General features: G+C 46.8%; 23 protein-coding genes and 3 pseudogenes. 3 read left to right on the top strand and 23 right to left on the bottom strand.

What is annotated here, in order from left to right; all coding sequences use genetic code 11:
* Nucleotides 1–184: 184 nt before the first annotated feature.
* From KJS69_RS04875 to KJS69_RS29565, 6 genes and pseudogenes are all read right to left on the bottom strand, one after another.
* A complete protein-coding gene (locus KJS69_RS04875; protein WP_213582149.1) occupies nt 185–1306 on the bottom strand; it encodes a M14 family metallopeptidase in 1122 nt (373 codons plus the stop codon).
* Complete coding sequence (locus KJS69_RS04870; protein WP_213582147.1) at nt 1303–2064, bottom strand: SDR family NAD(P)-dependent oxidoreductase; 762 nt, start codon at nt 2062–2064, stop codon at nt 1303–1305. The genes KJS69_RS04875 and KJS69_RS04870 overlap by 4 nt, the downstream gene beginning before the upstream one ends.
* Nucleotides 2065–2716: 652 nt before the next feature.
* Entirely contained in the window at nt 2717–3058 is a 342-nt protein-coding gene (locus tag KJS69_RS04865) for a DMP19 family protein (RefSeq protein ID WP_213582145.1), read from the bottom strand.
* A gap of 39 nt (nt 3059–3097) precedes the next feature.
* Nucleotides 3098–3622: a cysteine hydrolase family protein gene (locus KJS69_RS04860; RefSeq protein WP_213582143.1), complete on the bottom strand. Its 525-nt coding sequence runs from the start codon at nt 3620–3622 to the stop codon at nt 3098–3100.
* A gap of 102 nt (nt 3623–3724) precedes the next feature.
* Nucleotides 3725–4097: pseudogene (locus KJS69_RS04855) on the bottom strand (suppressor of fused domain protein); the annotation flags it as partial.
* A 42-nt stretch (nt 4098–4139) separates the two neighbouring features.
* Nucleotides 4140–4967 carry a hypothetical protein gene (locus KJS69_RS29565; RefSeq protein WP_249730371.1) on the bottom strand — a complete coding sequence of 276 codons (828 nt, stop codon included), beginning with the start codon at nt 4965–4967 and terminating at the stop codon, nt 4140–4142.
* Between the two features lie 440 nt (nt 4968–5407).
* Between KJS69_RS29565 and pdxR the strand changes: the two genes are divergently transcribed.
* Nucleotides 5408–6844: a MocR-like pyridoxine biosynthesis transcription factor PdxR gene (gene pdxR, locus KJS69_RS04845; RefSeq protein ID WP_213582141.1), complete on the top strand. Its 1437-nt coding sequence runs from the start codon at nt 5408–5410 to the stop codon at nt 6842–6844.
* Nucleotides 6845–7183: 339 nt separating this feature from the next.
* Here the strand turns inward: pdxR and KJS69_RS04840 are convergent.
* The 13 genes and pseudogenes from KJS69_RS04840 to KJS69_RS04780 form a co-directional block, all read right to left on the bottom strand.
* Nucleotides 7184–7366 (bottom strand): annotated as a pseudogene (locus KJS69_RS04840) (response regulator transcription factor); the annotation flags it as partial.
* Between the two features lie 404 nt (nt 7367–7770).
* Complete coding sequence (locus KJS69_RS04835) at nt 7771–8157, bottom strand: VOC family protein (protein ID WP_213582139.1); 387 nt, start codon at nt 8155–8157, stop codon at nt 7771–7773.
* 37 nt (nt 8158–8194) lie between these two features.
* Complete coding sequence (locus tag KJS69_RS04830; RefSeq protein ID WP_249730370.1) at nt 8195–8773, bottom strand: SCO family protein; 579 nt, start codon at nt 8771–8773, stop codon at nt 8195–8197.
* A gap of 20 nt (nt 8774–8793) precedes the next feature.
* Nucleotides 8794–9129 carry a c-type cytochrome gene (locus KJS69_RS04825; protein WP_249730369.1) on the bottom strand — a complete coding sequence of 112 codons (336 nt, stop codon included), beginning with the start codon at nt 9127–9129 and terminating at the stop codon, nt 8794–8796.
* 66 nt (nt 9130–9195) lie between these two features.
* Complete coding sequence (locus KJS69_RS04820; RefSeq protein ID WP_213582136.1) at nt 9196–9594, bottom strand: FixH family protein; 399 nt, start codon at nt 9592–9594, stop codon at nt 9196–9198.
* Between the two features lie 26 nt (nt 9595–9620).
* Nucleotides 9621–10535 carry a heme o synthase gene (cyoE, locus tag KJS69_RS04815; protein WP_213582134.1) on the bottom strand — a complete coding sequence of 305 codons (915 nt, stop codon included), beginning with the start codon at nt 10533–10535 and terminating at the stop codon, nt 9621–9623.
* A complete protein-coding gene (gene cyoD, locus KJS69_RS04810) occupies nt 10532–10861 on the bottom strand; it encodes a cytochrome o ubiquinol oxidase subunit IV (RefSeq protein ID WP_213582132.1) in 330 nt (109 codons plus the stop codon). The genes cyoE and cyoD overlap by 4 nt, the downstream gene beginning before the upstream one ends.
* Complete coding sequence (gene cyoC / locus KJS69_RS04805; protein ID WP_213582130.1) at nt 10862–11491, bottom strand: cytochrome o ubiquinol oxidase subunit III; 630 nt, start codon at nt 11489–11491, stop codon at nt 10862–10864.
* Between the two features lie 7 nt (nt 11492–11498).
* Complete coding sequence (locus KJS69_RS04800; protein ID WP_213582128.1) at nt 11499–13463, bottom strand: cbb3-type cytochrome c oxidase subunit I; 1965 nt, start codon at nt 13461–13463, stop codon at nt 11499–11501.
* A gap of 35 nt (nt 13464–13498) precedes the next feature.
* The gene (cyoA, locus tag KJS69_RS04795; RefSeq protein ID WP_213582126.1) at nt 13499–14404 is read right to left on the bottom strand and encodes a ubiquinol oxidase subunit II; all 906 of its coding nucleotides are present in this window, start codon (nt 14402–14404) and stop codon (nt 13499–13501) included.
* Between the two features lie 252 nt (nt 14405–14656).
* A complete protein-coding gene (locus KJS69_RS04790) occupies nt 14657–15577 on the bottom strand; it encodes a COX15/CtaA family protein (protein WP_213582124.1) in 921 nt (306 codons plus the stop codon).
* A gap of 25 nt (nt 15578–15602) precedes the next feature.
* Nucleotides 15603–17084: an aminotransferase class I/II-fold pyridoxal phosphate-dependent enzyme gene (locus KJS69_RS04785; RefSeq protein ID WP_213582122.1), complete on the bottom strand. Its 1482-nt coding sequence runs from the start codon at nt 17082–17084 to the stop codon at nt 15603–15605.
* Between the two features lie 49 nt (nt 17085–17133).
* A complete protein-coding gene (locus KJS69_RS04780; protein WP_213582120.1) occupies nt 17134–17772 on the bottom strand; it encodes a bifunctional 4-hydroxy-2-oxoglutarate aldolase/2-dehydro-3-deoxy-phosphogluconate aldolase in 639 nt (212 codons plus the stop codon).
* Nucleotides 17773–18025: 253 nt separating this feature from the next.
* Between KJS69_RS04780 and hisC the strand changes: the two genes are divergently transcribed.
* The gene (gene hisC / locus KJS69_RS04775; RefSeq protein WP_213582118.1) at nt 18026–19132 is read left to right on the top strand and encodes a histidinol-phosphate transaminase; all 1107 of its coding nucleotides are present in this window, start codon (nt 18026–18028) and stop codon (nt 19130–19132) included.
* Between the two features lie 88 nt (nt 19133–19220).
* Here the strand turns inward: hisC and KJS69_RS04770 are convergent, their stop codons facing one another.
* From KJS69_RS04770 to KJS69_RS04755, 4 genes are all read right to left on the bottom strand, one after another.
* Nucleotides 19221–19778 carry a cytochrome d ubiquinol oxidase subunit II gene (locus KJS69_RS04770; RefSeq protein WP_249730403.1) on the bottom strand — a complete coding sequence of 186 codons (558 nt, stop codon included), beginning with the start codon at nt 19776–19778 and terminating at the stop codon, nt 19221–19223.
* 71 nt (nt 19779–19849) lie between these two features.
* Nucleotides 19850–20422 (bottom strand): NUDIX domain-containing protein, encoded by a 573-nt coding sequence (locus tag KJS69_RS04765; RefSeq protein WP_213582116.1) that lies wholly within the window; start codon nt 20420–20422, stop codon nt 19850–19852.
* 46 nt (nt 20423–20468) lie between these two features.
* Nucleotides 20469–21539, bottom strand: a complete 1071-nt coding sequence (locus tag KJS69_RS04760) for a dihydrodipicolinate synthase family protein (RefSeq protein ID WP_213582114.1) — start codon at nt 21537–21539, stop codon at nt 20469–20471.
* A gap of 202 nt (nt 21540–21741) precedes the next feature.
* A complete protein-coding gene (locus tag KJS69_RS04755; protein WP_213583036.1) occupies nt 21742–22683 on the bottom strand; it encodes a hypothetical protein in 942 nt (313 codons plus the stop codon).
* A gap of 196 nt (nt 22684–22879) precedes the next feature.
* Between KJS69_RS04755 and KJS69_RS04750 the strand changes: the two are divergent.
* Nucleotides 22880–23993, top strand: a pseudogene (locus tag KJS69_RS04750) (RNA-guided endonuclease InsQ/TnpB family protein).
* The last annotated feature ends 223 nt before the right edge of the window (nt 23994–24216 follow it).

Genomic DNA, 24216 nt, shown 5'->3' with positions numbered 1-24216 from the left:
ATAGCGAACCCGGTCATCGCCAGCGGTAATCCACATTTATCGCTTTTATTCCGTTTCCCGTGCCCGTTTGGAATCAACTCCCCCCTTCCTATTTCTTATTTATCAAATTTATTGTATCACTCCGCCCAAAAGTATATCATTCACATTGTTTTGATCGTTATAGAACAAAATTATGAACTTTTCCTCACATCGACAGGACGAATAGCTCAAGCGCACGCGCAAAATCTTGTCCTAATCTTCGGCTGTTATCCGGGGTGTAGACGGGATTGCCGCTGCCGAAGTAAGGAAGTTCGAAGCTGCATGCCAGATGTGCCCCCGCATCCGCAAAAAAGCTCGCGCATGTTGTGCTGCCGGGCAGATTCCAGTCTTCTCCCATATTAATGTCATGGACAGACGAATGCCTGATGGCGTCCTTGTCGCTGCGTTCCTTGCTTACCTGTTCCAATAATCCGCTCAGTGCCTCGATCCGTTCTTTGATCGGCGAATCCCGCTTGACAAAAAAGGGGACGTCGTTTCGCTCTCCCCATTTATACGGACTATGACAATCGATTGCTACAGCTGTCCTTAATCCTTCCGCATATTTCATTAACGCTGCGGTCGAACGATAAAGGGGCTTCTCGATATAGTCACGGTTGTGATCATGAGGGATCCGCGATTTGCCTTGGTCACCGTTCTCGACCCCATCCATATCCATGAATGGAATATAGTGAAGCAAAAATCGTTCCAGAATCGGAGATGAATCAGGCGCGAGAAGGGCATCGAACAAACCTTCCAGCATATAGGAAGGAGCCGACTCGCATGCATGATGCCTTGCTGTGAAAAAAATATGCCGGTCCGCCTTACGGTTGCCCAGCGTTATTAGCGGAACCGGCCGCAGCAGCTCGGAATGCGTCAGCACTCCCCGGCTCACTTCCTTGTGGCCGGCAATGCGGGCATAGTAGCGTTCGAAATGGTACAGCTGGTAGGGGATGCAAAAGCAAAAGTAGGCTTTCTCGCCTCCATTCCGAAAGGTGTAAGTAAAGGCTTCCCTCGATAGGAGAGACGCTTCTCCCAGCCAGCGCCAGTTAACCCCGTCAACGCTAACGGCAGGACCCCAAGGCCCAACCACTTCTCCGTTGACAAATTGGAATCGTATCGTCTTACCGCTCGAAGCAAAGGCTGAAAAATTCCAATAAAACCACCAGTTTGACGTATCCCGCAAATCCTGCTCCAGCAGCACATGGTCGTCTTCAACGGACAGAACCCGAATGTTGCCTCCTGCATGCCGGCAGTCAATCGAGACAGATGGGGCGGATGACAGGGTCATAGATGGAACCCCCCGTCCACATGATATGACGAACCGGTTACATAGGAGGATGCGTCCGATAGTAAAAAGGCGGCCACCTCGTTAATCTCGTCCGCCATTCCGCTTCTGCCGAGAAAGGCGTTCCTCCTCATCGCTTCCTTATGCTGCTCGGTTTGCAGCGCATACACTTCCGCCGATCGGAAATCGCCGGGAATGACCGTATTGGCGCGTACGCCGTACTGAGCGTAATCGAGGGCCAGCACACGGGTAAAATGAATGACACCCGCTTTGGCCGCCCCATATGCGTAACAGCCCGTTATCGGAATTTGCCCTAGTATGGAAGACATGTTGACGATGGAACCGCCACCCGAGCGGATCAGCAAGGGCAGTGCATATTTGCATACCATAAAGGTGCTCGTCAGCGTCCCCCTTATCGAATCTTCCCATTCCGCCAAGGAAAGCTCTACGGCCGGCTTTTCAACATTTCGATACACATTATGATACGTGCCGTCCAACCGCCCGAAGCTGCGGTCGATGTCCGACATCACCGCTATCACCTGATCTTCGTCGCATATATCGGCTTGCTTATAAACGAACCGCTGCTCACCGTACTCCTCCTTCAATTGTACAATTTCCGGATAATGGCCAATAGGATGGATGTCGCATCCGAACAGAATGGCTCCTCGCTCCAAAAACATAGGCAGCGCCGAACGCCCCGCCGCCCCGAGGCAGCCGGTAATTAAAATCACTTTACCTTGCAGCATACGCAATGCAATCACCCTTTCTACATCCGTGCAAGGACGCTAACAGAATTCTAGCCTTGCATATTGGCCCAGTCAACGCAGATTTACGTGTCAGTGGCCCATTTGGGCAAATTCCATAAATTCGATAACTAAGAGTGGAACATTTTTTTGTACAGACAAGCTTCTTTTTTTATCGAATCCACCCAAGCACAAAGGGCCATCGACAATGTAGTGTCAATGACCCTGAGATAGAAATCTGATTCGTGATTATAAAAGTATTTCTTCGATCATCAGCTTACTGTATTTTGCCAGCACTTCGTCGGACTCAGGCTGTGGCTACACAAATCCGCTTGCCCTGCAAGTTTGGATATACCTCTTTGATTATTGAGTCGTCGGCAAACTATTAAATGTTCTTTTTGCTCCACGATAGAGGCAGTCATTTGAAAAACAGCGTAGTTCCCGGCAATCGATATGGCATCGCATTAGAAGACAAGCCAAAATACAGGTTATTTGCGAAAATCCGGTAAATAACGAAGAAGACAGGCAAAAATACATGTCACTCCCCACCAAAAGCGGAAAATTGGCCAATTAGCTAAATTCACCTGCAGATTGGCATGTCATTTGCTCATTTCAGCTAAACCCTTCCAAAGACCTGTATTCTTGCCGGTTCTTGCTAGCGAGTTCAAATTTAAATTCCATTAGACGCTAGAATGTTCTGGATGTTCTTTAGAATAGATAGATCTTGTTTAAGTTGAATTCTTTCCAAGGCCTCAATCGTATCTTCTAAATAACAGCCGCTTGAATTTTCTAAGTAACCCGAAATTCCATTCATAGTTACCTCCGTATCCAGATCAATAAGAAGTACTATATGTTTCAAAACTATTGGAATTTGTTCAAAATTCTCTCTGATCTTTGTTAAATAACCATCATAAATATTTAGAGCAACATGTCCGACGATATCCTCGCCAGACATTAATAGCAGCTCATCTAATGGTAATAGCTTGTTAATCAGATCTTTAATAATGTTCACTCCCCGAATACTGAGTGCCCGTCAACCGTCGGGCCGAATTTATTTAAATATCTTTTCACTTTCTACAACTTCCGCAAACCACTTCAAAACATTATTGTGATGATTGATTATCTGTTCGGCCGAAAGATGATTTGTATTCCACGTACTATGAGCATCACTCACCAAAGTTACTTTGTATCCTTGACTAAACGCACGGCGGCAGGTCGTATCCACGCATACTTCAGATTGAATTCCCGTCATTATTAATTCGGTAATTCCTCTTAAATCTAATTCTTCTTTAAGCCTCGTATTATAAAAAGAGTCCGGAGTTGTCTTCTCAATTACCGTATCATTAGCTTCAGGTTTTACGGATGGGTGAATGACCCATCCTGGTTTACCTTTCTCTAGCGGTGTGCCAGGTCTTTCCGAGTGTTGAATATATATGATTGGCATTTCTAAGCCACGTGCCCTGGAGATTAAATTATTAATTTTCTCGAGTAATAGGTCTCCTTGAAAAACTGGATTTGATTCGTTAAACATTTCCAATTGAACATCAATAATAATTAATGCTTTTTTGTTCGTCATACTTTACCTCCGAGAAATTGAAATTATTTACTCCAATCAACTGCTCTTTCTTAGTTGGTATTCCCAATCTATCCTATTGCATATGATTTTTGATAATGTGATGATCAGCTCGGAAACGGCAGGAATCTTGAGCAGAGAATCTCGCTCTAAATCTGTTATATACGACGGCATATACTTTAACCCCGACGAGAGTACCCCAAGCATTCCATGTCTGCATAGATTCTAGTTCATCCCCTGTAATACCAATCATCTGCAGAAACTGTACCCGCCCATTCGGTGTATCGATTGTAGACAGCTCCGGATCATGGACAAAAGCTAGCGCGGTCAGTTGGGTATCGGAATCCAGGCATATCGGACCGTTTGCGTCCAAATAATCACCCGTTCTAAAAACATTCCCGCTGTTAAAAACGTATCTCCCCATATTTTGAAGCAAATTTAACGCCCATGCAGGCGGTTCTTCCTCTTCTTCCTTTCGGTTGAAACCCACGGCTAAAGCCGCAAGCTGACACCTTCGGTATCATTGGGATTCTTGTGATGGACCACCTTCTTGAATGGCTGTATTCACCATTTGACGACTCATCTTATGATTTTGATCTTTCATCCAACGCTGCTCTTTATTACCTAATTTACGAATAGCAGTCAACTTTTTAAGTTTTCCTAATTTACGTCTACGTTGTTGGTATTTTCTTCGTATGTACTTGTTTAGTCTGCCGTTTCCAAAGACTCGGGTTTTGCCTGTAGTCGTCACAGCCACAGCAGGAACCTTCAACCCGAAGTCGATTCCCATGATTCCTTCGTGACTTGTTTCGCTTGTAGGCACTTCTACCGAAATTTGAGCGTACCACTTCCTGGACTTTTCAACCTTTCGCATCAATCCCAGCTTGGCTTTCCTTAACAAATCCATGTCTCGACTCGTTGTTGTAGCAGGAAATGCCGTTTTTTTCGTTTTTCCATCTACAACGATAGGGAAAGCAATAGGATTTGTACAAAGGAGTCTTTGAACCAACACTTGTTTGAGCTTCGGATTAGAATCTACATTCATATAAGATTGCGGTACTGCAAAATTATACCTTTCTCTAAGTTCTACAAGTGGTATCGGTTCTATTTCACGAATTGATTTAATAGGTATTGCCAATCCTGTTTCCAACCCTTGCATATATTTTAATATTCCAAAAGCCCCTCCGGTTCTTTCTTGTTCAGCGATCTGACCAATTCTCTCAATTGTATCAATGATTGGTTCTCCGAATTCTATGTATCCTCTTATTTCTTTAATTGGCGAACTTACAGAAATGAAGGCACGAACTGGAGTCTTCAGAAATTTACGCCGATATTCATACTTCTTCATTCCCATTCAAAATGCTGCGGTACGGTTTGGGTTGAAGGCTTAATATAATCATACGCTCTTCATTATCATATTGTACTTGTCGCATGATAGTTTCTCACATCCTTTGCTACCGAAAGAACATACATTCCCCCTCTATCTTATTCCAAAATCCCCCATTAAATCAACAATATTCGGATGATCACCAGAATTCCCCGGTATGGAAGCCTCTTTGGGGACAGGGTTATCCGACCAATAATAGTCGATACTAAGAAGAAAGAATTTTCTGATTATAAACCATCCAATTTATAAGTAACATCACCATCCATGTTCAACAGATTGAAATACATTCGTCATTTTTTTGATGGAAAAAACGGCTCTTAATTCACCAGCCAAATGTTATGATGAAAATAATCCTGTGACCCTAATCGAGCTAATAACACCAAGTAAGGGAGGTGACAATCATGTGGAAGCCCGATCGTTTTAGCAGCCAACCACTGTATCAACAAATTGCAGACGACATCGAGCGAAGAATTTCCTACGGCGAGTTCCCCCCGGGCAGCCTTCTGCCTTCCGAACGAAAATTAGCCGAACAATTGGGAGTGAACCGAAGCACCGTTATTCTTGCGTATGCGGAGCTTCGTGCGCTTGGGATCATCGAAAGCCGTACGGGAAGCGGAACTCGGGTAAGTAAGTATAAATGGGGAGCTATGCCGAAACATACCCCTAATTGGCACCGGTACGTTGAAGGAGGCAGTTTCTTGCCTAATCTGCCTTTTTTACGCCGAATCCGGGAAGCTCTGCAGAAAGACAAAACATTGATTGATTTTGCCAGCGGCGAACTGGGTGCCGACATCTCTCCAGTGAAAGAGATCAATACTCTCATCGACGAAAACCACTATACAGGATATCTTGGATACGATCATCCTCAAGGATTCGTTCCTCTTAGAGAAACACTCGTCACCTATCTAAATCAATACCGAGGGATTCAAACGACGGAATCGTCGATTCTTATCACGTCCGGGTCCCAGCAATCCTTATATTTAATTACTCAGTGTCTGCTGGCCCCGGGAGATGCAGTGGCCATTGAAGATCCTTCTTATTGCTACTCGCTGCCCATGTTTCAATCGGCCGGCCTCCGGTTGTTCCGTCTCCCCGTTGACACTCAAGGAATTCGTCCCGAGGATGTTCGTTCCTTATATAAAAAACACCGAATCAAGATGGTGTTCATCAATCCAAATTATCAGAATCCGACCGGTACTATCCTTGATGCCAAGCGCCGGATTGAACTGCTCGATGTGGCAAGTGAACTGGGACTCCCGATTGTAGAGGACGATCCCTTCAGTCTGACCGCCTATGATGGAACACCGCCGCTTCCGCTGAAATCAAAGGATGCCATCGGCTCGGTCCTCTATATTGGCTCTTTCTCCAAAATCGCAGCATCCGGGCTGCGCGTCGGGTGGATGGTCGCTCCTCATTCCGTTGTTGAACGGCTGGCCGATGCCAGACAGCAGATGGATTTCGGGCTTAGCATTGTTCCTCAACAGGTGGCCGCCCAGTTCTTGAAGTCTCCATATATCCAGCCTCATTTGGAGCGTTTGCGAATGCATCTGCTTTATAAACGGGATTTGTTAATAGAAGCACTTCACAAAGAACTGCCGGATCTGGTCAGCTTCTCAATTCCACAGGGAGGCTTGCACCTGTGGTGCAAGATTATCCCCGAGGTAAACGATAACAAGCTGCTGGAAGAAGCTATCCGCCATGGAATGATCTTTGTCCCTGGCAGCGTCTACGGTTCGGATTCCGGTTATGTTCGGTTCACATTTGCAAGGCCGAAAGCAGATGAAATTGTTTCGGGCATTTCCAAATTTGCTGCAGCGCTCCGGGCCGTTCTTGATTAATCCAACCAAGCGTTAACGGTTCCCGCCTCCTTTAAAGATGGATTGACGATTCGCGGTGAATGATAAGCATGATTATAAGTGAGAATCTTATAATCTAATTTAAAAAAGGTGAATGAAAGCTTTGTATTTATGTATACAAGTCTTTTCATTCACCTTTTTTGTCACATATGGAATGGATAACTAATTTTCTCAGAGCCTAGCTGACTACATGTTGTGATTGAAATCGCTTCATAAGAACATATAATCGCAGGAATTCGTGTCCGCTAAAGGAATACCTAATTGCCCCATATTGCCATTTTACATGTGGGCCACAATCATGGGAATCTATATACCTATCGTCTAATGATACTTTAGATAAAATATAGCCAGTTGGGTCCGGTCGCGAAGCTGAAGCTTCTCGAGCAGTGCTGTTACATAATTGCGCACGGTCCCTTCGCTCAGATATAAATGCTCGGCAATCTCCTTGTTTGAGAATCCTTCGGCGACAAGCGCCAGCACTTCCAGTTCACGGGGATTCAATCCCAGAGAAGACGGCGGCCTCTTAACGCTTGATCAAATTTTTTACCTCTACAATCATCTCTCATACTCCTCACTTTCTTATTTGTCTCTGTGATCATCTTACAATCGTAAAGAGCGTGCTCACAGTGATCAGAGGAATGAGTTGACATGACAATTGTCATATCCGCTTATGAATGTCATTAAGGTTACGACAAGAACTTGATATGCTTAACACAAAAAAAGCCGCGTATTATGCGGCTTTCAGTGTCTATATGTACTTGTCGTCCGACTTCATTACTAGAACATCACTTCGATATAAAGATAAAAGGATAAAGAATCCATTCGCAGATCCTTTATCCCTTTATAACTTTCGAACCTATTCTAACCATTCGTTGGTTAATAACGAATTCAAAGGCCGATAGCCCCGACTACTCCTCCAGGTACTGGGAGAGTTCAATTAGATTTTGATCCGGGTCCCGAATATATACGGATATAATCGGGCCCAGCGCACCTGTCCTTCTGACTGGTCCCTCCTCAATCTCCACATCATGGTTTCCAAGATGGCTTATTAGTTCCTCTATGGTCATCCTTTCGAAAATGAAACATAGATCTGCCGATCCGGGTACAGGATGTTTGGCTTTCGGTTCAAATTCTTTGCCGGCCTCATGCAAGTTGATTTTTTGATGCCCGAAGCGCAATGCTTTTCTTCCTGAGCCAAACGTTTCCTCCTCCATCCCGAGAACACTCGTATAAAAGCGGATCGTTTTTTCAATATCGGTTACGGTCAGAACCATATGATCAAGTCTCTGGATCATCCTTTCGTCCCTCCTATTAAGCGGATCTCGCTACAAACTATTGCTGCAGCGCTTTAACATCTTTAATGATTTTATCATATGGAGTATCCACCATCCCATCGTACTTGGCCACCACAGTGCCCGACGGGTCTACTAGAAAAAACGAAGTACCGTGAATGACTTGATCAGAGGACGTATCCTTGGCCACCACCGTCTTGAACGAATCCAGAACAAAAGTTTTGATTTCGTCAAACTCATATCCGGTTAACGCATGCCAATTAGAGAAATCGGCGTCAAATTTGGTCAGGTAATTTTTTAATGCCTCCGGATCATCCCGCTCCGGATCCACGGAGAAAGAGACCAATTCCGCCTCCACACCCGCTGCTTCTAATCTCTTTTGCAATTCGGACATGTGTGCTGTCATCGTTGGACATACCGTTATACATTGCGTAAAAACAAAGTCCGCGAACCAGACCTTGCCTTCCAAGTCAGACAAGGACATCGGCTCACCGTTCTGGTCGACCGCTTCAAAAGGTTTAACCTCATAATTAAGCTGATTTGGTTTTCCGTTGCCGCATGCGGTTACTGCCATGACAATCATCAAACCGAATAAAGCGTATAAGACTGCTCTTTTCAACGAAAATCCATCCCCTTGCCTTATTTATTTGTCGAGAGCCATTGCGCTAGTGCTTCTATTTCCTCTACGCTTAATATTTTTTGGAAGGCCGGCATGCCTTTGGAACCGTCTTGAATGATCTCAACCAGTTCCTCCTCCGTCCTAGTGGCGCCAATCCCCCGCAAGTCCGGTCCTACTTTTCCACTTAAATCAGCAGCATGGCAGGATATACATTGTTTCTTATACAATGCTGCTGCGTTCGCATCTGCCGGTCCATTCATCGTTTCACTTTTCACCTGGTTGTCCGTTTCTTTGCTGCACGCAGTAACTAAAAGCACAATGACAACTATAAGAGAGCTCGTAAGCTTTGCCTTCAAGGCGTTCCACCCCACTCCTAAAATAACGGATAAACTATTTACATTCGTCATCCAAGGTAAGCCAAATTAACTCGCTGATCCATTTCCCACTATCAGTTCTTTTGTCGGTATAACATCCGTATCTCTGCCCGTAACGTGAGCCGTTACATTATAAATGCCATCTTCCGGGAACATGGTTTTGATTCGATAAGTGCCATCTTGCCAATGCTGTGCAGTTATCATCTCATGTTTTTCTTGACCCTTCTTCCAAATTTCAAACTTGACCTCCCGGGCATCGGTCACCTTTTCCGTGCCCTGAGTAACAGATGCATCAATAAGAATGGCCCGTCCCGGCTGCAGGGTATCCTGAACCGTCTTTATTTCGACCTGAACCAACCCTGAATCTTCGGCAATGTCGGTATTTGAGCAGGCTGCAGTGAATAAGAGAAACATAAGACCCATTAACAGCAAACTATTTTTTTTCATAAACCAATCCCTCCAAATTTTTATTACTAAAATGGGCGACCGGAGGTGTCCAAGATCAGAATGAGAAAGACGACCATCAAGTAATTGACCGAAAGCAGAAAATTCATTCTGGCCCACTTGTCGTTGTCCAACGCAGCGCCGCCTCTTATCGTATGCCAGCACCAAATGAATCCGGTCAGCAAAGAGACGATAAGAAAGATAATGCCTGCATAACCATAGGTGAAGATCAATACTACTGTCGGCAGAAGCAGCACGACATAGGGAATCATTTGCAGCTTCGTCCGGCGCACTCCTTTGCGAACCGGCAAAAGAGGAAAGCCCGCTGCCCGATATTCCTCTACGCGCCGGATGGCAAGTGACCAGAAATGGGCGGGCTGCCAAAGGAATAACAACGCGAACAACAGCAGAGCCCCTGCATCTATCTCATTCGTAGACGCACAGTAACCAATGACAGGCGGCATGGCGCCCGACACGCCTCCAATGGACGTGCTCCAGGTCGAGGATCGTTTTAACCACATCGTGTATACGACGATGTAGACCAACATGCCGAGCAATCCGAGCCAGCCGCACAGTGCGTTTACTTGCCCGAACAGGACGGCTTCTCCTGCTATTCCAAGCGCCAGGGCGTACAGCAGCGCGCCTCTTAATTTCAAACGTCCGGTCGCCAGCGGCCTGTCCTTCGTTCGGCTCATCTTCTGATCCAGCTTCCAGTCCCAAATGTTGTTCACAACGCACGAGGAGGCCATCGTCAATGCGGTGCCCAGCAGCGTCCAAAGCAATAGGCTCCAATCGATCATCCAACGGGAAGCCAACCAATACCCGCCAAAGGCGGCAACGAGATTCAATTGAAGGATTCGCGGCTTGGTCAATTGAATCCAGTCTTTGACCCTTACCTCCTTCCTCCTGTCAGAAGCCAATAAACTTGCGGAAGACCGACTCATGTTGCCACCATATTAAACATCATGATCCACATGGAGCCGATAACGATAAGAAGTAAAATGAACAGACCAAGAATCAGGGTCACCAGGTTGTAACGAGGCTTTTTTTCCTCCCGCAGATGCATGAAATAAATCAGTTGAACGACGAACTGCAGCACGGCTGCCGTCATCAGAACGATAGTGTTCGCCATCCCCTCAAGCCAGCCATATACGACGACTGCAACGGGAATGATCGTCAAAATAATGGAGAACAGGAAACCGATCGTATAGGATTTCAAGGAGCCATGGCTTCCCGCGTCATGCGGAGCTGTCATATCATGCTTCGTCATCTAGCTCACCCCCATCAAATAGACAATCGTAAATACGAAAATCCAGACGACATCAAGGAAATGCCAGAACAGGCTGATCACATTCACTTTACGCTTCGTTACCGGCGTAATGCCGTGCTTGGCCAACTGAAGAATCAAGGCAACCATCCAGACCAATCCTATAGATACATGAAGCCCATGAGTTCCGACCAACGTAAAGAAAGCCGATAGAAAAGCGCTTGTGCTGATGGTGGCTCCCTCGTGCACCAGATGAACAAATTCATTGACTTCCAGCACGATGAATGCCGCACCGAGCAATGCCGTGACGCCGAGCCAACCCATTAGAGCTTGGCGATTGCCTTTATTCATGGACAGCACGGCGAGACCGCTTGTATAACTGCTGGTCAGCAGAATAAAAGTACTTGCAATAATACCGCCTAGCTCAAACAGTTCCTTAGGTCCGGGCCCCCCGTCTCTATTGCCTTGCAGGACAATATAGGTAGCAAATAATGTACCGAATATAATCACATCCGTCATCAGATAGATCCAGAATCCGAAGGTCCGCATTTCTTCCATATCCGGATGGTCGTGATGATGATCCGAATGAGATGCGGGATGATAGACTTGCGCAGAATCGTTGTATGAAGCCATTCGTTGGTTACCCCCTCATCGCAGCCTCTGTGCGTTTAATTTCCTCCACTGGGATATAATAATCGGTATCATAATTGAATGAATGAACCAGCATGCATACCGCTACTCCCACTAAACCGGATATCGTTAACCAGAGCCAATCAAATACAAAACCAAATCCGGCTGCGAACCAGAACATCGACATCACAAAAGGAACTCCCGAATTTTTGGGCATATGGATCGGTTCCAGCTTCGCCGGAGCCGGAGAGAATGGACCGCTCTTTCTGCGCTGCTTCTCCTCCCACCATTCGTCCTGAGAAGATACCTGCGGCAGCGTTGCAAAATTGTAGTGCGGCGCAGGAGAAGGAATCGACCATTCCAACGTGCGCCCGTTCCAGGGATCGCCCGTTTCATCTTTCTGCAGATGCTTGACGCTGTACACGATTTGCCATACCTGAAACAGGAAGGCCAATCCCATCAACCCGGCCCCGATCGTGGAGACCAGGTTCATTTCCCACCATCCCTTGTCCCAACCGTAGGTGACAAGCCGCCGTGTCATTCCCATTAACCCAAGCACATATTGCGGCATGAAGCATACGTAGAAACCGATATTCCAGAACCAGAACGCCCATTTCCCGATACGCTCATTCAGCTTGAAGCCGAACAGCTTGGGCCACCAATAATACAGACCTGCGAAATAGCCGAACACCACACCGCCAATGATCGTATTATGAAAATGCGCGATCAGAAAATAGCTGTTGTGGAATTGAAAATCCGCTGGCGCCACCGACAGAAGCACCCCGGTCATCCCGCCGACGAGAAAGCAAACAATAAAGCCGATCGTCCATAACATAGGAGTCTCGAAGGTGATTTTTCCCCGGAACATCGTAAACAGCCAATTGAACACTTTAACGCCTGTCGGGATGGCAATCAACATCGTCGTCAGCGCAAAGACAGAATTGACCCCTGCGCCGGAGCCCATCGTAAAGAAGTGATGCGCCCATACAAAAAACGATAAAATACTGATAATCATCATGGCATACACCATCGATTTATAGCCGAACAGCTTTTTCTTCGCGAAGGTAGACACAATTTCTGAGAAAATGCCGAAGGCCGGCAGCACGATAATATAAACTTCAGGGTGACCCCACATCCAGATCAAATTGATATACATCATTGGATTGCCGCCGCCGTCCAGGGTGAAAAAATGCGCGCCCAAATAGCGGTCCAGAAACAGCAGCGCCAGAGTTGCCGTCAAGATGGGAAAAGAAAAAATAATCGCAATACAGCTCGATAAAACCGACCACGGGAACATAGGCATTTTCATCAGCTTCATGCCGGGAGCGCGCATTTTCAGAATCGTCACGATAAAATTGATCCCCGTCATCAAGCTGCCGATCCCTGAGATCTGTATCCCCCAGATATAGAAATCCTGGCCGACACCCGGATTGAACATTCGTTCCGAATAAGGCGGATAAGCGAGCCACCCCGCATCCGGCGATCCTCCGATGACGAAGGACAAATTAAACAGCATGGCGCCGAAGAAGAACAGCCAGAAGCTTAACGCATTAAGGAAAGGATAAGCGACATCGCGCGCACCGATCTGAAGCGGAACCATCACGTTAAATAAGCCGAACATAAACGGCATCGCCATAAACAAAATCATAATTACGCCATGCGTCGTAAAAATCTGATTGTAATGATCGGGCGGCAAAAAACTAAGTTCCGGCAACGCTAGCTGCGCCCGCATCAGAAGCGCGTCCACGCCGCCGCGGAACAGCATTAGGAAAGCGGCCAGAATGTACATAATGCCGATTTTTTTATGATCGACGGTCGTTAGCCATTCACGCCAAAGCCATCCCCATTTTTTGAAATAAGTAAGGACAAATACAATGCCGATAATGGCTATAACAATGCTGACATCCGCACCGTAAATTAACGGATCTCCCGTCACAAAAAATTCCGAAGCAAAACTCTTTATTTCGTCCCACATGGGCACTCACTCCTTACCTTCCAATTCGAAGCCCGCTACTCCTGGAGCTTGATATTCTGCATGTCCTTCCAGGACAAGCCGTGATTGTGCGAAGCACCATATTTGGTCACTGTCATCTCAAACAAGCCTTCCGGGAAAGCGGAAAAGGTTTGAACCTCCGAAGCGGCCGGCTCTGCCAGCTGTTTGTAGCCGTCCAAAGTCAGCTCCGGAGACGATGCCTTAATCTCGCTCACCCATTGATCGAACTCTTCCTGCGTTGTCGATTTCACATCAAAATTCATTTTGGCGAAATCTTTCCCGGTGAAATTCGCACCGGAACCCCAATAGTCTCCAGCTTCATCGGCTTGCAAATAAAGAGTCATCGCCATTCCGGACATGGCGTAAATTTGACCGCCGAGCTGCGGTATCCAGAAAGAATTCATGGGAGAATCGGCCGTAATCTCAAATCGGATCGGTACATCCTCCGGAATATGGACAACATTCACGGTGGCGATTCCTTGCTCCGGATATTGAAACAACCATTTCCAGTCCAGCGAAGTCACCTGAATGGTCAACGGTTTGCGATCCGACTCGAGGGGCTTGGACGGCTCCAGGGCATACGTGCTCTTTATGGTAATCACGCCCAGAATGGTAATAATCACGATCGGAATCCCCCACCAGATGGCTTCCAGCTTCGTACTATGCTCCCAATTCGGTGTGTATTTTGCTTTTCTGCCTTTCCTGTCGCGATAGCGCCAAACAATGATTGCGGTAAGAATCAGGACAGGCACAATAACAATGGATGTCAATACCGTTGATATGAGCATTAAATCTCGCTGCCCGCCGGCTATCGGTCCTTTGGGATCCAGCACGATGATGTTATCGCACCCGGTGGCCGTCAAGAGCAGCAGCACCAGCATAGACAAGGAAGCCAACCAGCGGAGTGCTTTGGGGGTCTTCATGTTTCTCATCTCCTATCAAATTGCGAATTGCGTGAATATCATCACGCCTTACTTTAAGGGGGATTGTGATAGATGTCACCAACCACTGGAGAAGTCAATAAACCGACCATGTTCAATAAACTGAAACAAAATAGGCAAATTTTCCCCAGAGAATCCTGTGAAAATGAAGTCGGCCTTCGCAGTTGATTCCTGTTACTTTTGACGAACTTCCTTCATTAAAAGAGCCCTTCATAGATCATGAAGAGCTCAACCTTATCGCGCCCGAAGCTTCCATGCGCGGATGGCCATATCCGTCAGGACACAGAACAAGGCGGTGGCCAGAACATTATGGAGCAGACTTGCAAACAGATATCTATTTTCATCGTTTATCGTTACAGTGAGCAGCCATCCACTGCCAATTTGTCCGATAACGAATACAAGAGCATAGACGGAACCCCTCCTCAATTCGGAAGTCTGATCCTTCGATTTGCCGTGATGAACAAGTATATATAATGCGACAATTAAAATAAGCAGGACAGCAGCGGCAACCCGATGTGCAAAGACAATCCCCGAAGCTCCCGATAGATAGGGGATTAGCTGCCCATTGCATAACGGCCAGCCCATACAACCGCCTTCCGCCTCCATATGACGGATGAATGCCCCCAAATAGACAACGACGTAGCAATAGATCCATATCCCCCAGGCCACGGGATAAATAGATTTCGGGATGGAAGCGGAAGAGAGCTTGTGCCTCTCTTTATTCATCCGATAACACCATACGACCAGCAGCATACTGCTGGCTACCGCAAGCAGGGAAATTCCAAAGTGAAGAGCCATCACAGCCGGCTGCTGCGGCCATTTCACCGCTGCGGCCCCCATCCCCGCCTGGATAATCGTAAATAAGAGCGTTCCGCCGGCATACCACAGGGCTTCTTGATGCTGTCTAAGGTAGCGCCATGTATATAAAAATGTCAGGAGGACAAGCACACCCACAATGCCGGTAACCATTCGGTGGGAATACTCGATCATGGATTCCAATGTATAGGCCGGAATAAACTTCCCGTTGCATAAAGGCCAGTCATCTCCGCAGCCGCGTCCGGAATCGGTCTTCGTTACTATGGCCCCTGCGAGCAATACAAGAAACATACCGATGGATGAGGACCATGCCAACCAACGATAACGGAATGACAACAAATGAATCACCTCTTCCGTTGTCTAATTAATCCGGAAGGATATCAGACGGCCGATCCGAAATGACCTTTACGTATTGGATATCCAAATCCTCAGGTCCTTTAACCGGCAGTCCTGCCTCTATATGCTGGAGAATATAAACTATGATTTCCTGAGAGATTAACTGTCCCGGCATTAATATCGGAATACCCGGCGGATACACATAAATGAATTCGGTGATCACACGACCATTCGATTCGTTAAAGGGAACCCTTTCCGTATCTGCATAAAAGGCTTTCCTGGGAGATACTATAAACTTAGGGGAATCCGGAACGGGAGGGGAGGCAATCTGAATCTCTCCCCCTCGATCCTTGAATGCAGATGACATTCTCTGCAAAGCGAGAAGAAGCTGGTCTATTTCACGCTCGGTATCTCCCAATGTAATCAAACACAAAATATTGCAAAGATCGCTAAGCTCGACCTCCAGATTAAATTCCTTACGCAGCCATAACTCCGCCTCATAGCCTGTGATGCCCAGATTTCGCAGGTGGATGCACAGCTTGGTAGGGTCATAATCAAATACTCCTTCAGAGCCGCATATTTCCTCTCCATAGCAATAGAGACCCGGTATTCTATTGATTTCACCGCGTGCATATTCGGCCAGCCGAATAATTTCTTCCGCTATCTGCCGACCCCTCAAAGCCAACTGTCTGCGAGAAGCATCCAAAGAAGCAAGGAGCAAATAAGAGGTGGATGTCGTCGTCAGCATACTCATCACCGTACGGATTCTCTCTATATTCACCCGGGTTCCCTGCACGTTTAAGACCGAGCTCTGCGTTAACGATCCGCCGAGCTTATGGACGCTGGTTGCCGCCATATCCGCCCCTGCTTGCATAGCCGACATCGGCAGCCTGTCATGAAAATGAATCAGCGTGCCGTGCGCCTCATCAACGAGGACAGGTATGTCATAGCTGTGAACGAGTTCGACCATTTCGCGCAAATCGACGCATGTCCCATAATACGTCGGATTAATGAACAAGACAGCCTTGGCGTCCGGATGTCGGTTCAAAGCCTTTCTGATCGTTTCCTCCGTCACCCCATGGTCGATCCCAAGCTTACTATCCTTAGCCGGCGTAACAAATTCGGGAATGGCACCGGATAAAATAACGGCAGACAAGATGGATTTGTGAGCATTCCGTGGAAGAATGATTTTGTCTCCCGGCGAACAAACCGACATGATCATCGCCATAATCGCCCCGGTTGTTCCTTGAACGGAAAATAAGGTGAAATTCGCGCCAAAGGCGTCCGCCGCAAGCATCTCGGCTTCTTGAATGATTCCTGCCGGCTGATGAAGATCGTCGAGCGGAACAATATTGATAAGATCAATGGACAAGGCATCATCGCCAATAAAGGCCCGAAATTCCGGATCCATTCCTTTCCCCTGCTTATGGCCGGGAATATGAAATTGTAACGGATTGCTGGAGGCATGCTGCACCAATGCCGTAAACAATGGCGTTCTTTCGTGGTTCATGCTGTTTCTTCCTTTCAATGAACGGTCAATATCGTCTCCCGGATCGAAACTAAGCCTGAAGATTGGCTATCACATTTATACATTCAAGTGACAATTTCTTGATTGCGTTATAGTCACCGGCTTCAATAAGCTGCTTATTCACCAGGTTTCCGCCCATGCCTACTGCAAAAGCCCCTGCGGCAATCACCTCACGGAGGTTGTGTAAGCCGATACTTCCTGAAGCGATCATCGGAATATTATCCAACGGTGCGCGAATTTCTTTTAAATAAGAAGGGCCGCCCAACGATCCCATCGGGAACACCTTGACCGCTTTGGCCCCCGCGCTGCGAGCTTTCACAATCTCCGTCGGAGTCATGACGCCCGGATAAACATCGATCTGATGATGAGTGCCATATTCAATGACTTCTATATCCAGATTTGGGGAGACCAGAAATTGGGCTCCCGCATCTACCGCTTGTTTGGCCATGCTCACATCGAGTACGGTACCCATGCCAATGAACAAATCATCGCCATATTCCTTCCTCCAACGGGAGACGAGCGAATAAGCCCCGTCTGTATTCGTCGTCACTTCAATAAATCGGATTCCGCCCTCGGCCAAAGCTTCGGCGGTCCGGTCTGTAGTGGATGGATGGAGCCCCCGGATCATCGCCATAATTTTTTCCTTTTTCAAAATTTCCATTAGGTTCATTTTGTTCAGCTCCTTGCTGCTTTTTGTTTTGATCAATGGATGGATCAGGGATCAAACCGATCGTAACGGATCGGTGCAGGGCTGTAACCCTCCATTTCTTTTCTTTCTATACCTACCAGTGAAGATGACAATAAACATGAAACTGGATGGGTCTAAAGGAATGGGATTGGATGGTTACTTAGCCGGGAAGTAGACTTACATTTTAAATGAACAAGTAAAAGCTTGAGGAATTTACATGGTGAGGAGATTAGTTATGTCTGAAAATAGGGAAGTCAAAGCACGGAAGACGATTCTAAACATCCACCCTTATACTCCGGGAAAGCCGATTTGGGAGCTTCAGAGCGAGCTTGGCTTATCCAGAATCATCAAATTGGCCTCTAACGAAAACCCGCTAGGCCCTTCTCCTAAAGCATTGGAAGCCATACAAGGGTCATTATCGGACATTCATCGTTATCCGGATGCAAGTACGGCGAAGTTGAGGGAGGTTCTTGCCTCCAAACTAGACATGAAACCGGAACAATTCATTGTTACCAATGGTGGGGATGAGCTGATTACACTGGTCTCTGAGGCATTTCTGGAGCCTGGCGATGAAATCATCGTACTCTCTCCGTCATTCAGCGAGTATGAATTCGGGGCGCATCTTATGGGTGCGAACATCATCTCCGTCCCGTTCGGAGAACAATACACCTTCGATATGGATGCGATAATAGAAGCGGTTACGGAACGTACCAAGATTCTTTGCATCTGTTCACCCAACAACCCTACCGGCACTTATTTGCCAAAACCCGTCCTGCATCACCTGCTGGATGTTCTGCCTAAACATATTCTTGTGCTGTTTGATGCGGCATACAGTCAATTTGCTACGGCTGCGGATTACACAAACGGGCTGGAATTTGTCAGAGCCGGATATCCGATGGTCGTGCTTCAGACTTTTTCAAAAATATATGGACTGGCGGGATTACGGGTCGGTTTCGGGGCAGCTTCGGAAGACATTATCCGGCATATTCTCAAGGTGAAGGAGCCCTTTAATGTCAATGCATTAGCACAGGCTGCGGCCGTAGCGGCTCTTCATGATGAGGAGCATATCCGCTCGTCTCTTCAAGCGAATACTCAAGGCCGTGAACAGCTTTACCGCGCATTCCAAGAGCTTCGTCTTCCGTTCATTGAAAGCATGAGCAACTTCGTGCTTGTGGAGCTTGGGCCGAATGCAAAAGCAATTTACGGACAACTGCTGAACAGAGGAATTATTGTTCGTTACGGTGCTACTTGGGATCTTCCTTGCCATGTTCGTATCTCGGTGGGAACTGAATCAGAAAACGCGGCCCTTATTCAGGCATTAACGGAAATTATAAACGGTTAGACGAAAAATTTTACGAAGGATATCAGGAGCAAAAAGGCAATGCCAAAACAAAGGCGCATCAGCCATTTATCCTGACAATCAAACATATTCATGAAAGTTCTCCCTTCACATATCGGGCATTGAACAAAAACAGTCTGAGCAGCAGAATGAGTGACGGGACCAGCAAGACAAAACCCGCAACGAATGCTACGATTAATGCGCGGCCCATGGCCGGATTCGCCGCACCGCCATATAGTGTCAAATAAGGATATAGCAAGTGAGGCAGATGCGATATACCGTATCCGTAAAACGCAAAGGCAAACTGTAACATCACCATCACAAATGCAACGCCATAACATTTTTGCTTCCAAATGAGCCAGATCGCAAATACAAAACTAACCAGCGAGAGCCCGAACAGCCACCATAGATCCAACGTACGCTCAAAATGTTCCAGGTTATGATTTCGAAGGGCAATAAAGACAAACAGGCTGGAAATGATCGTCGGAATACCGCCCCATAGAGCAAATCGACGCATCAGTTCCAGCGCTGTTGCATCCTTCGCCTGGGCCGCATAGTACGTCAAAAATGTCGAACTTATAAACAACACACTCGACATCGCAAGCAGAACAACCGCCCAGGAATAAGCACTAAAAAACAACTCGTCCATTAACAAAACGACATGATTTCCCTGGACTGACAGAAAACCTCCTTCGGAAATGGTGAATACCGTTGGGAGTATCATTCTTCGGTCACAGCGACACGAAATAAACCGCTGCCGTTCAATGGAACGACGGGTTCTTTATCTATTAACAAGCCTGATGAAGCGGCATTCATTGCGGAATCCACAATCCACTGGGTTAACCCGGCCACTTTCATCGTCTTCATCTCTTCCAAACTGAAAAAACCTGCAGCATCGACTTCCATCCCATCCGGTTTCGGCTGTCCTCCCATATATTCCATCGCGAAAACAATGTATATATCATGGATGCTGGAAGGTAGATCGCGAATTGCGATAACACTTGTCGCTCTTGCCTTAACGCCCGTTTCCTCCAATACTTCCCGAGCAACGGTTTGTTCGATCAACTCCATTTGCTCGATATAACCGCCTGGATTGGTCCAATTCCCTTTACCAGGCTCTTGTGCGCGGCGTACCAGCAGCACTTTGTTATCTTTAACGACCATTGCACCGACGCCAACGCTATAGTTGCCCCAATATACATAATCACAGCAGGGACATGCGAACCGCTCCGTACCTCCTATGTTGCGGGTTTCTAAAAAATGCCCACACGATATACAATAGTTGGCTGACATTTGATTCTCATCCCCCTACCCTGGATTATCACCGTTCAAAATGGTTCTAGTCTGCAAGCCACTCCTGTAAATGCTGCTCCACAAATTCATCGTCGTTGAGATGCGGGTAGTCACGGTACATCCGATCGATCTCTTCCGACTGTCCTTTCGAAAGCGTTTCTTGCGGATCGAGACACCAAATGCCTGGCAGAAGCCCCTGCCTGCGCAGCACCTCATGAGTGCCCGGGATACAGCCTGCAAAATTGTTGGACGGGTCGAAAAACGCTGCATTGGTTTCGGTCACTTCAACGGTTCTTGTTAACCAATCTGTAGATATGTTTGTGCCCTCTCGATCTCTTTTTATTTGTTCAAGAAGTTCAACGGCTTTCTTGGTCCATACGGACCAGTGACCGAGCAGACCGCCAACAATCCTTTTCTCGACCATTTGTCCGTTGACGTTAAACCGGTACTTCGTCAATAGATCGCTGACAATGTTATCATCATTCCCCGTATACAATGCAATTTCGTCCCTTCGCGGAGAATGGCAGACGGCGCGGACGACATCCATCGAATGATATCGGTTAAAGGGTGCGATTTTAATGGCAATAACCCCATCAATAGCTGCAAACCTCTCCCAGAAATCGTAACTAAACACGCGACCTCCCACCAACGGCTGCATATAGAATCCGAAAACCGGAATCCGCTCAGCGATCGCTTGGATCCTTAGCAGATGATCCTCTTCCGTCCAGTCTTCCAGACCGGCCATCGATACAATGCCGATATCATAGCCAAGACCAACAGCGATTTCCGTTTCAGCAAGCGCTTGCTCCGTCGGGCCGCAAATCCCTGCTATTTTGAGAAATGGACGGTCTAGCTGTGCATGAGCCACCTCCTCTGCCGCTAGACGAAGAACAGGTTCGAATAAATTAACACCCTGATCCCGAATAGCAAATTGCGTAGAGTGGACACCAACAGCGATTCCACCCGAGCCTGCAGCGATATAGTAACGGGTCAATGCACGCTGGTGTTTTTCGCTCAGCTTGCGTTCCGAGGTGAGCGCCAATGGATGCGCTGGTATAACCATTCCGTCATGCAGTGCCATCTTTAGTGTTTCGCTTAAATCTTTGCGTGATATCATCTATTTCCCTCTCCTCTAAGCCAAATTTCCTCAAGCCTGGATTAGTACTTGAAGAAAGCCATTTCACAATCCATGCTAGCGAATAAAACAGATTTAGTAACCATCCACTTTTGATCTTTCTCCATCGACCATTTTGTATCGAAAAGATGCGACCCTGTTTCAACAGGTTTCCAAAGGTAGACCATGAATCCAATCCAATAGATTAGGCAGTGGGTGTAAATTTCTTGGCGTCATAGCCGTTGTTTGCTCGTTTGCTCTCATATTTTTTATACAGCAGCACGGAACCAAACATAAACAAACATGTGACCAACGAACCTAATGGCAGCTTCATTACAATATCATCAGGGAAAATAAACGGGAGCAATGGAAAGGCGTAAATAGCCGGGATACGGATACCGACAATCAGGGATAGCACAAGCATCAAGATCATATCCAACAGCGTCGCCAAAATCGAAGAATCCATATTAAAATACATTAGCGCACCGACAGTCGCAGATAGGGTCAGGACAAAGCCTTGCTTAATAGCCATCCATCCACTGTACATTGGCTTTTGAAGTGACTCGTAAGCCACAACGAGAACTGGCGGGATAACGGCGAGTTGTTGGTAGCCGCTTCCCCAGCATAACCCCATCCAAACAAAAGTCAGCACTAGAAATACGAGCATATACTTGTAATTGATCTTCACTTTCTTCTCAAGTCCTTTATTCAATCCAAATGCAAAAACCCCAAGCATTAAAAAGAAAGTAAAGATGAAGATCCAAATAATAAATGTCCATTCGTTTGCATTTATGACCAATGGCAGCAACCCTGTGGCTATAGATGGCGAGAGGTTCGATTGAATGATTCGCAAAAAGAGCATCACGATCGCCAGGCAGAGAATGACTTTTCCTATATAAGCAATAGGTAACTGATTGATCATGAAGCCGATCGCAGCAGTTATAGTAGGAGCGAGAAAAATGTTCGATGGCTGCCTGATCCATCCGGGTTCCCGGTATACCCACATAGCAATGGCCATAGCCGCAATTTCCGGCAAAATGATCTCGTTTTCCTCCCATATCACCGAAGCCGCAATCATGGTGACAATAAAGCCAATGGCAACAAGGTATGAAATAATCGTTACTTTACTTGAATCGTCAGAATTCATGATCTGCGTAAAGGATACTCGCGACTTGAGTCGTGAGAGGAATTTACGCCCTTCACTCATTAGTCACGCCCCTTTACTCCTCCTCTTTTGATTCTTATTTCTGAATTTCTGCTTCAAACAGGAATATATGTTTGATATAGTGAAATGTGTAGGATACAGCCTAGCTGAATCTTAACGTGAAGCCAGGTGACTCGAGTTGCAGATTACTTTAACCGCTAAATTAAAGATCTTACCCACTCCTGAACAAATCGATTGGTTACGACAGACTTTACGAGCTTATCGTCTGGCAAGTGATTACCTGTCCAAGCTTGTATTTGAAGAGAAAATTCTCTCCAAGACGAAGCTACATCAACGGACGTATCGTGAACTGCGTTCTACCTTTTCCTTACGATCTCAAATGGCCCAATCGGTCATGCGAACGGTGATTGCTCGATACAAGTCATTAGTCGGCAACGGCCACCTCTGGACCTTCGTCCGGTTCAAGAAACCGGAACTCGACCTCGTTTGGCGTCGAGATTACTCACTTACGCAACGGATGTTTTCCATCAACACCCTGCATGGGCGCATCAAGGTACCTTATGAATCGAAAGGCATGGAAACGTATTTCGATGGATCCTGGTCCTTCGGGACCGCCAAGTTAATCCACAAGCGAGGGAAGTTCTTCTTACATCTTCCAATGACCAGAGAAGTGGAAGAAGTTTCGGATCCATCTTTGAATCAAGTGGTTGGATTAGACATGGGCGTCAATTTTATCGCGACCAGTTATGATTCTCAAGGTCAATGTACGTTCTTTCACGGTAGACCCATTAAGAATAAGCGCTCGAAGTACAAGCATTTGCGAAAGCAGCTGCAGCAACTGGGGACAGCCTCCGCTCGCCGGAAGTTAAAGCGGATCGGGGGACGAGAAAACCGCTGGATGACAGATATCAATCACCGGATATCCAAGGCACTCGTCCGCCGATATGGGGCCCATACGTTGTTTGTACTAGAAGACTTAACGGGCATTCGAAACCGTACTGAGCGGGTTCGGGTCCAGGATCGTTATGAAACCGTTTCTTGGTCCTTCAATCAACTGCGCCAGATGATCACGTACAAGGCCATCCTCCATGGAGCCAAAGTGATCGCGGTTGATCCCCGTTACACGTCACAAGCCTGCCCCAAATGTAGGCATACAGAGAGAGCCAATCGGGATAAGAAGAGGCACCGCTTCTGTTGTCAGAAGTGCGGGTATCGCTCGAATGATGATCCGCATTGGCGCTATGAATCTTCAGCGCATTGGAATCCAGTACATCGCTGAAGTGGCTGTATAGGTATACCTATGCAATCGGGCAGCAGTCAACCTGCCTATGGTAACGCCACCCCAAGGAAGGAGGCTAACCGCCGTACTCACTTCCGGGCAGTTACAAGCTCGTGACTTGAGTCATGAGTTGTTGACGTTCGTATTCTCCCTTTACTCGTTATCATCCCGTTAAAGACTAACCGTACCGAATACATTGATTTACATTAACAGATTAGGCTCCAAAGAAACCTACC

It is taken from the genome of Paenibacillus sp. J2TS4 (genome assembly GCF_018403245.1).
Taxonomy (GTDB): Bacteria; Bacillota; Bacilli; order Paenibacillales; family NBRC-103111; genus Paenibacillus_L.
Note: the sequence above shows the minus strand (reverse complement) of the source record. Positions and strands in the feature narration are given on the sequence as shown.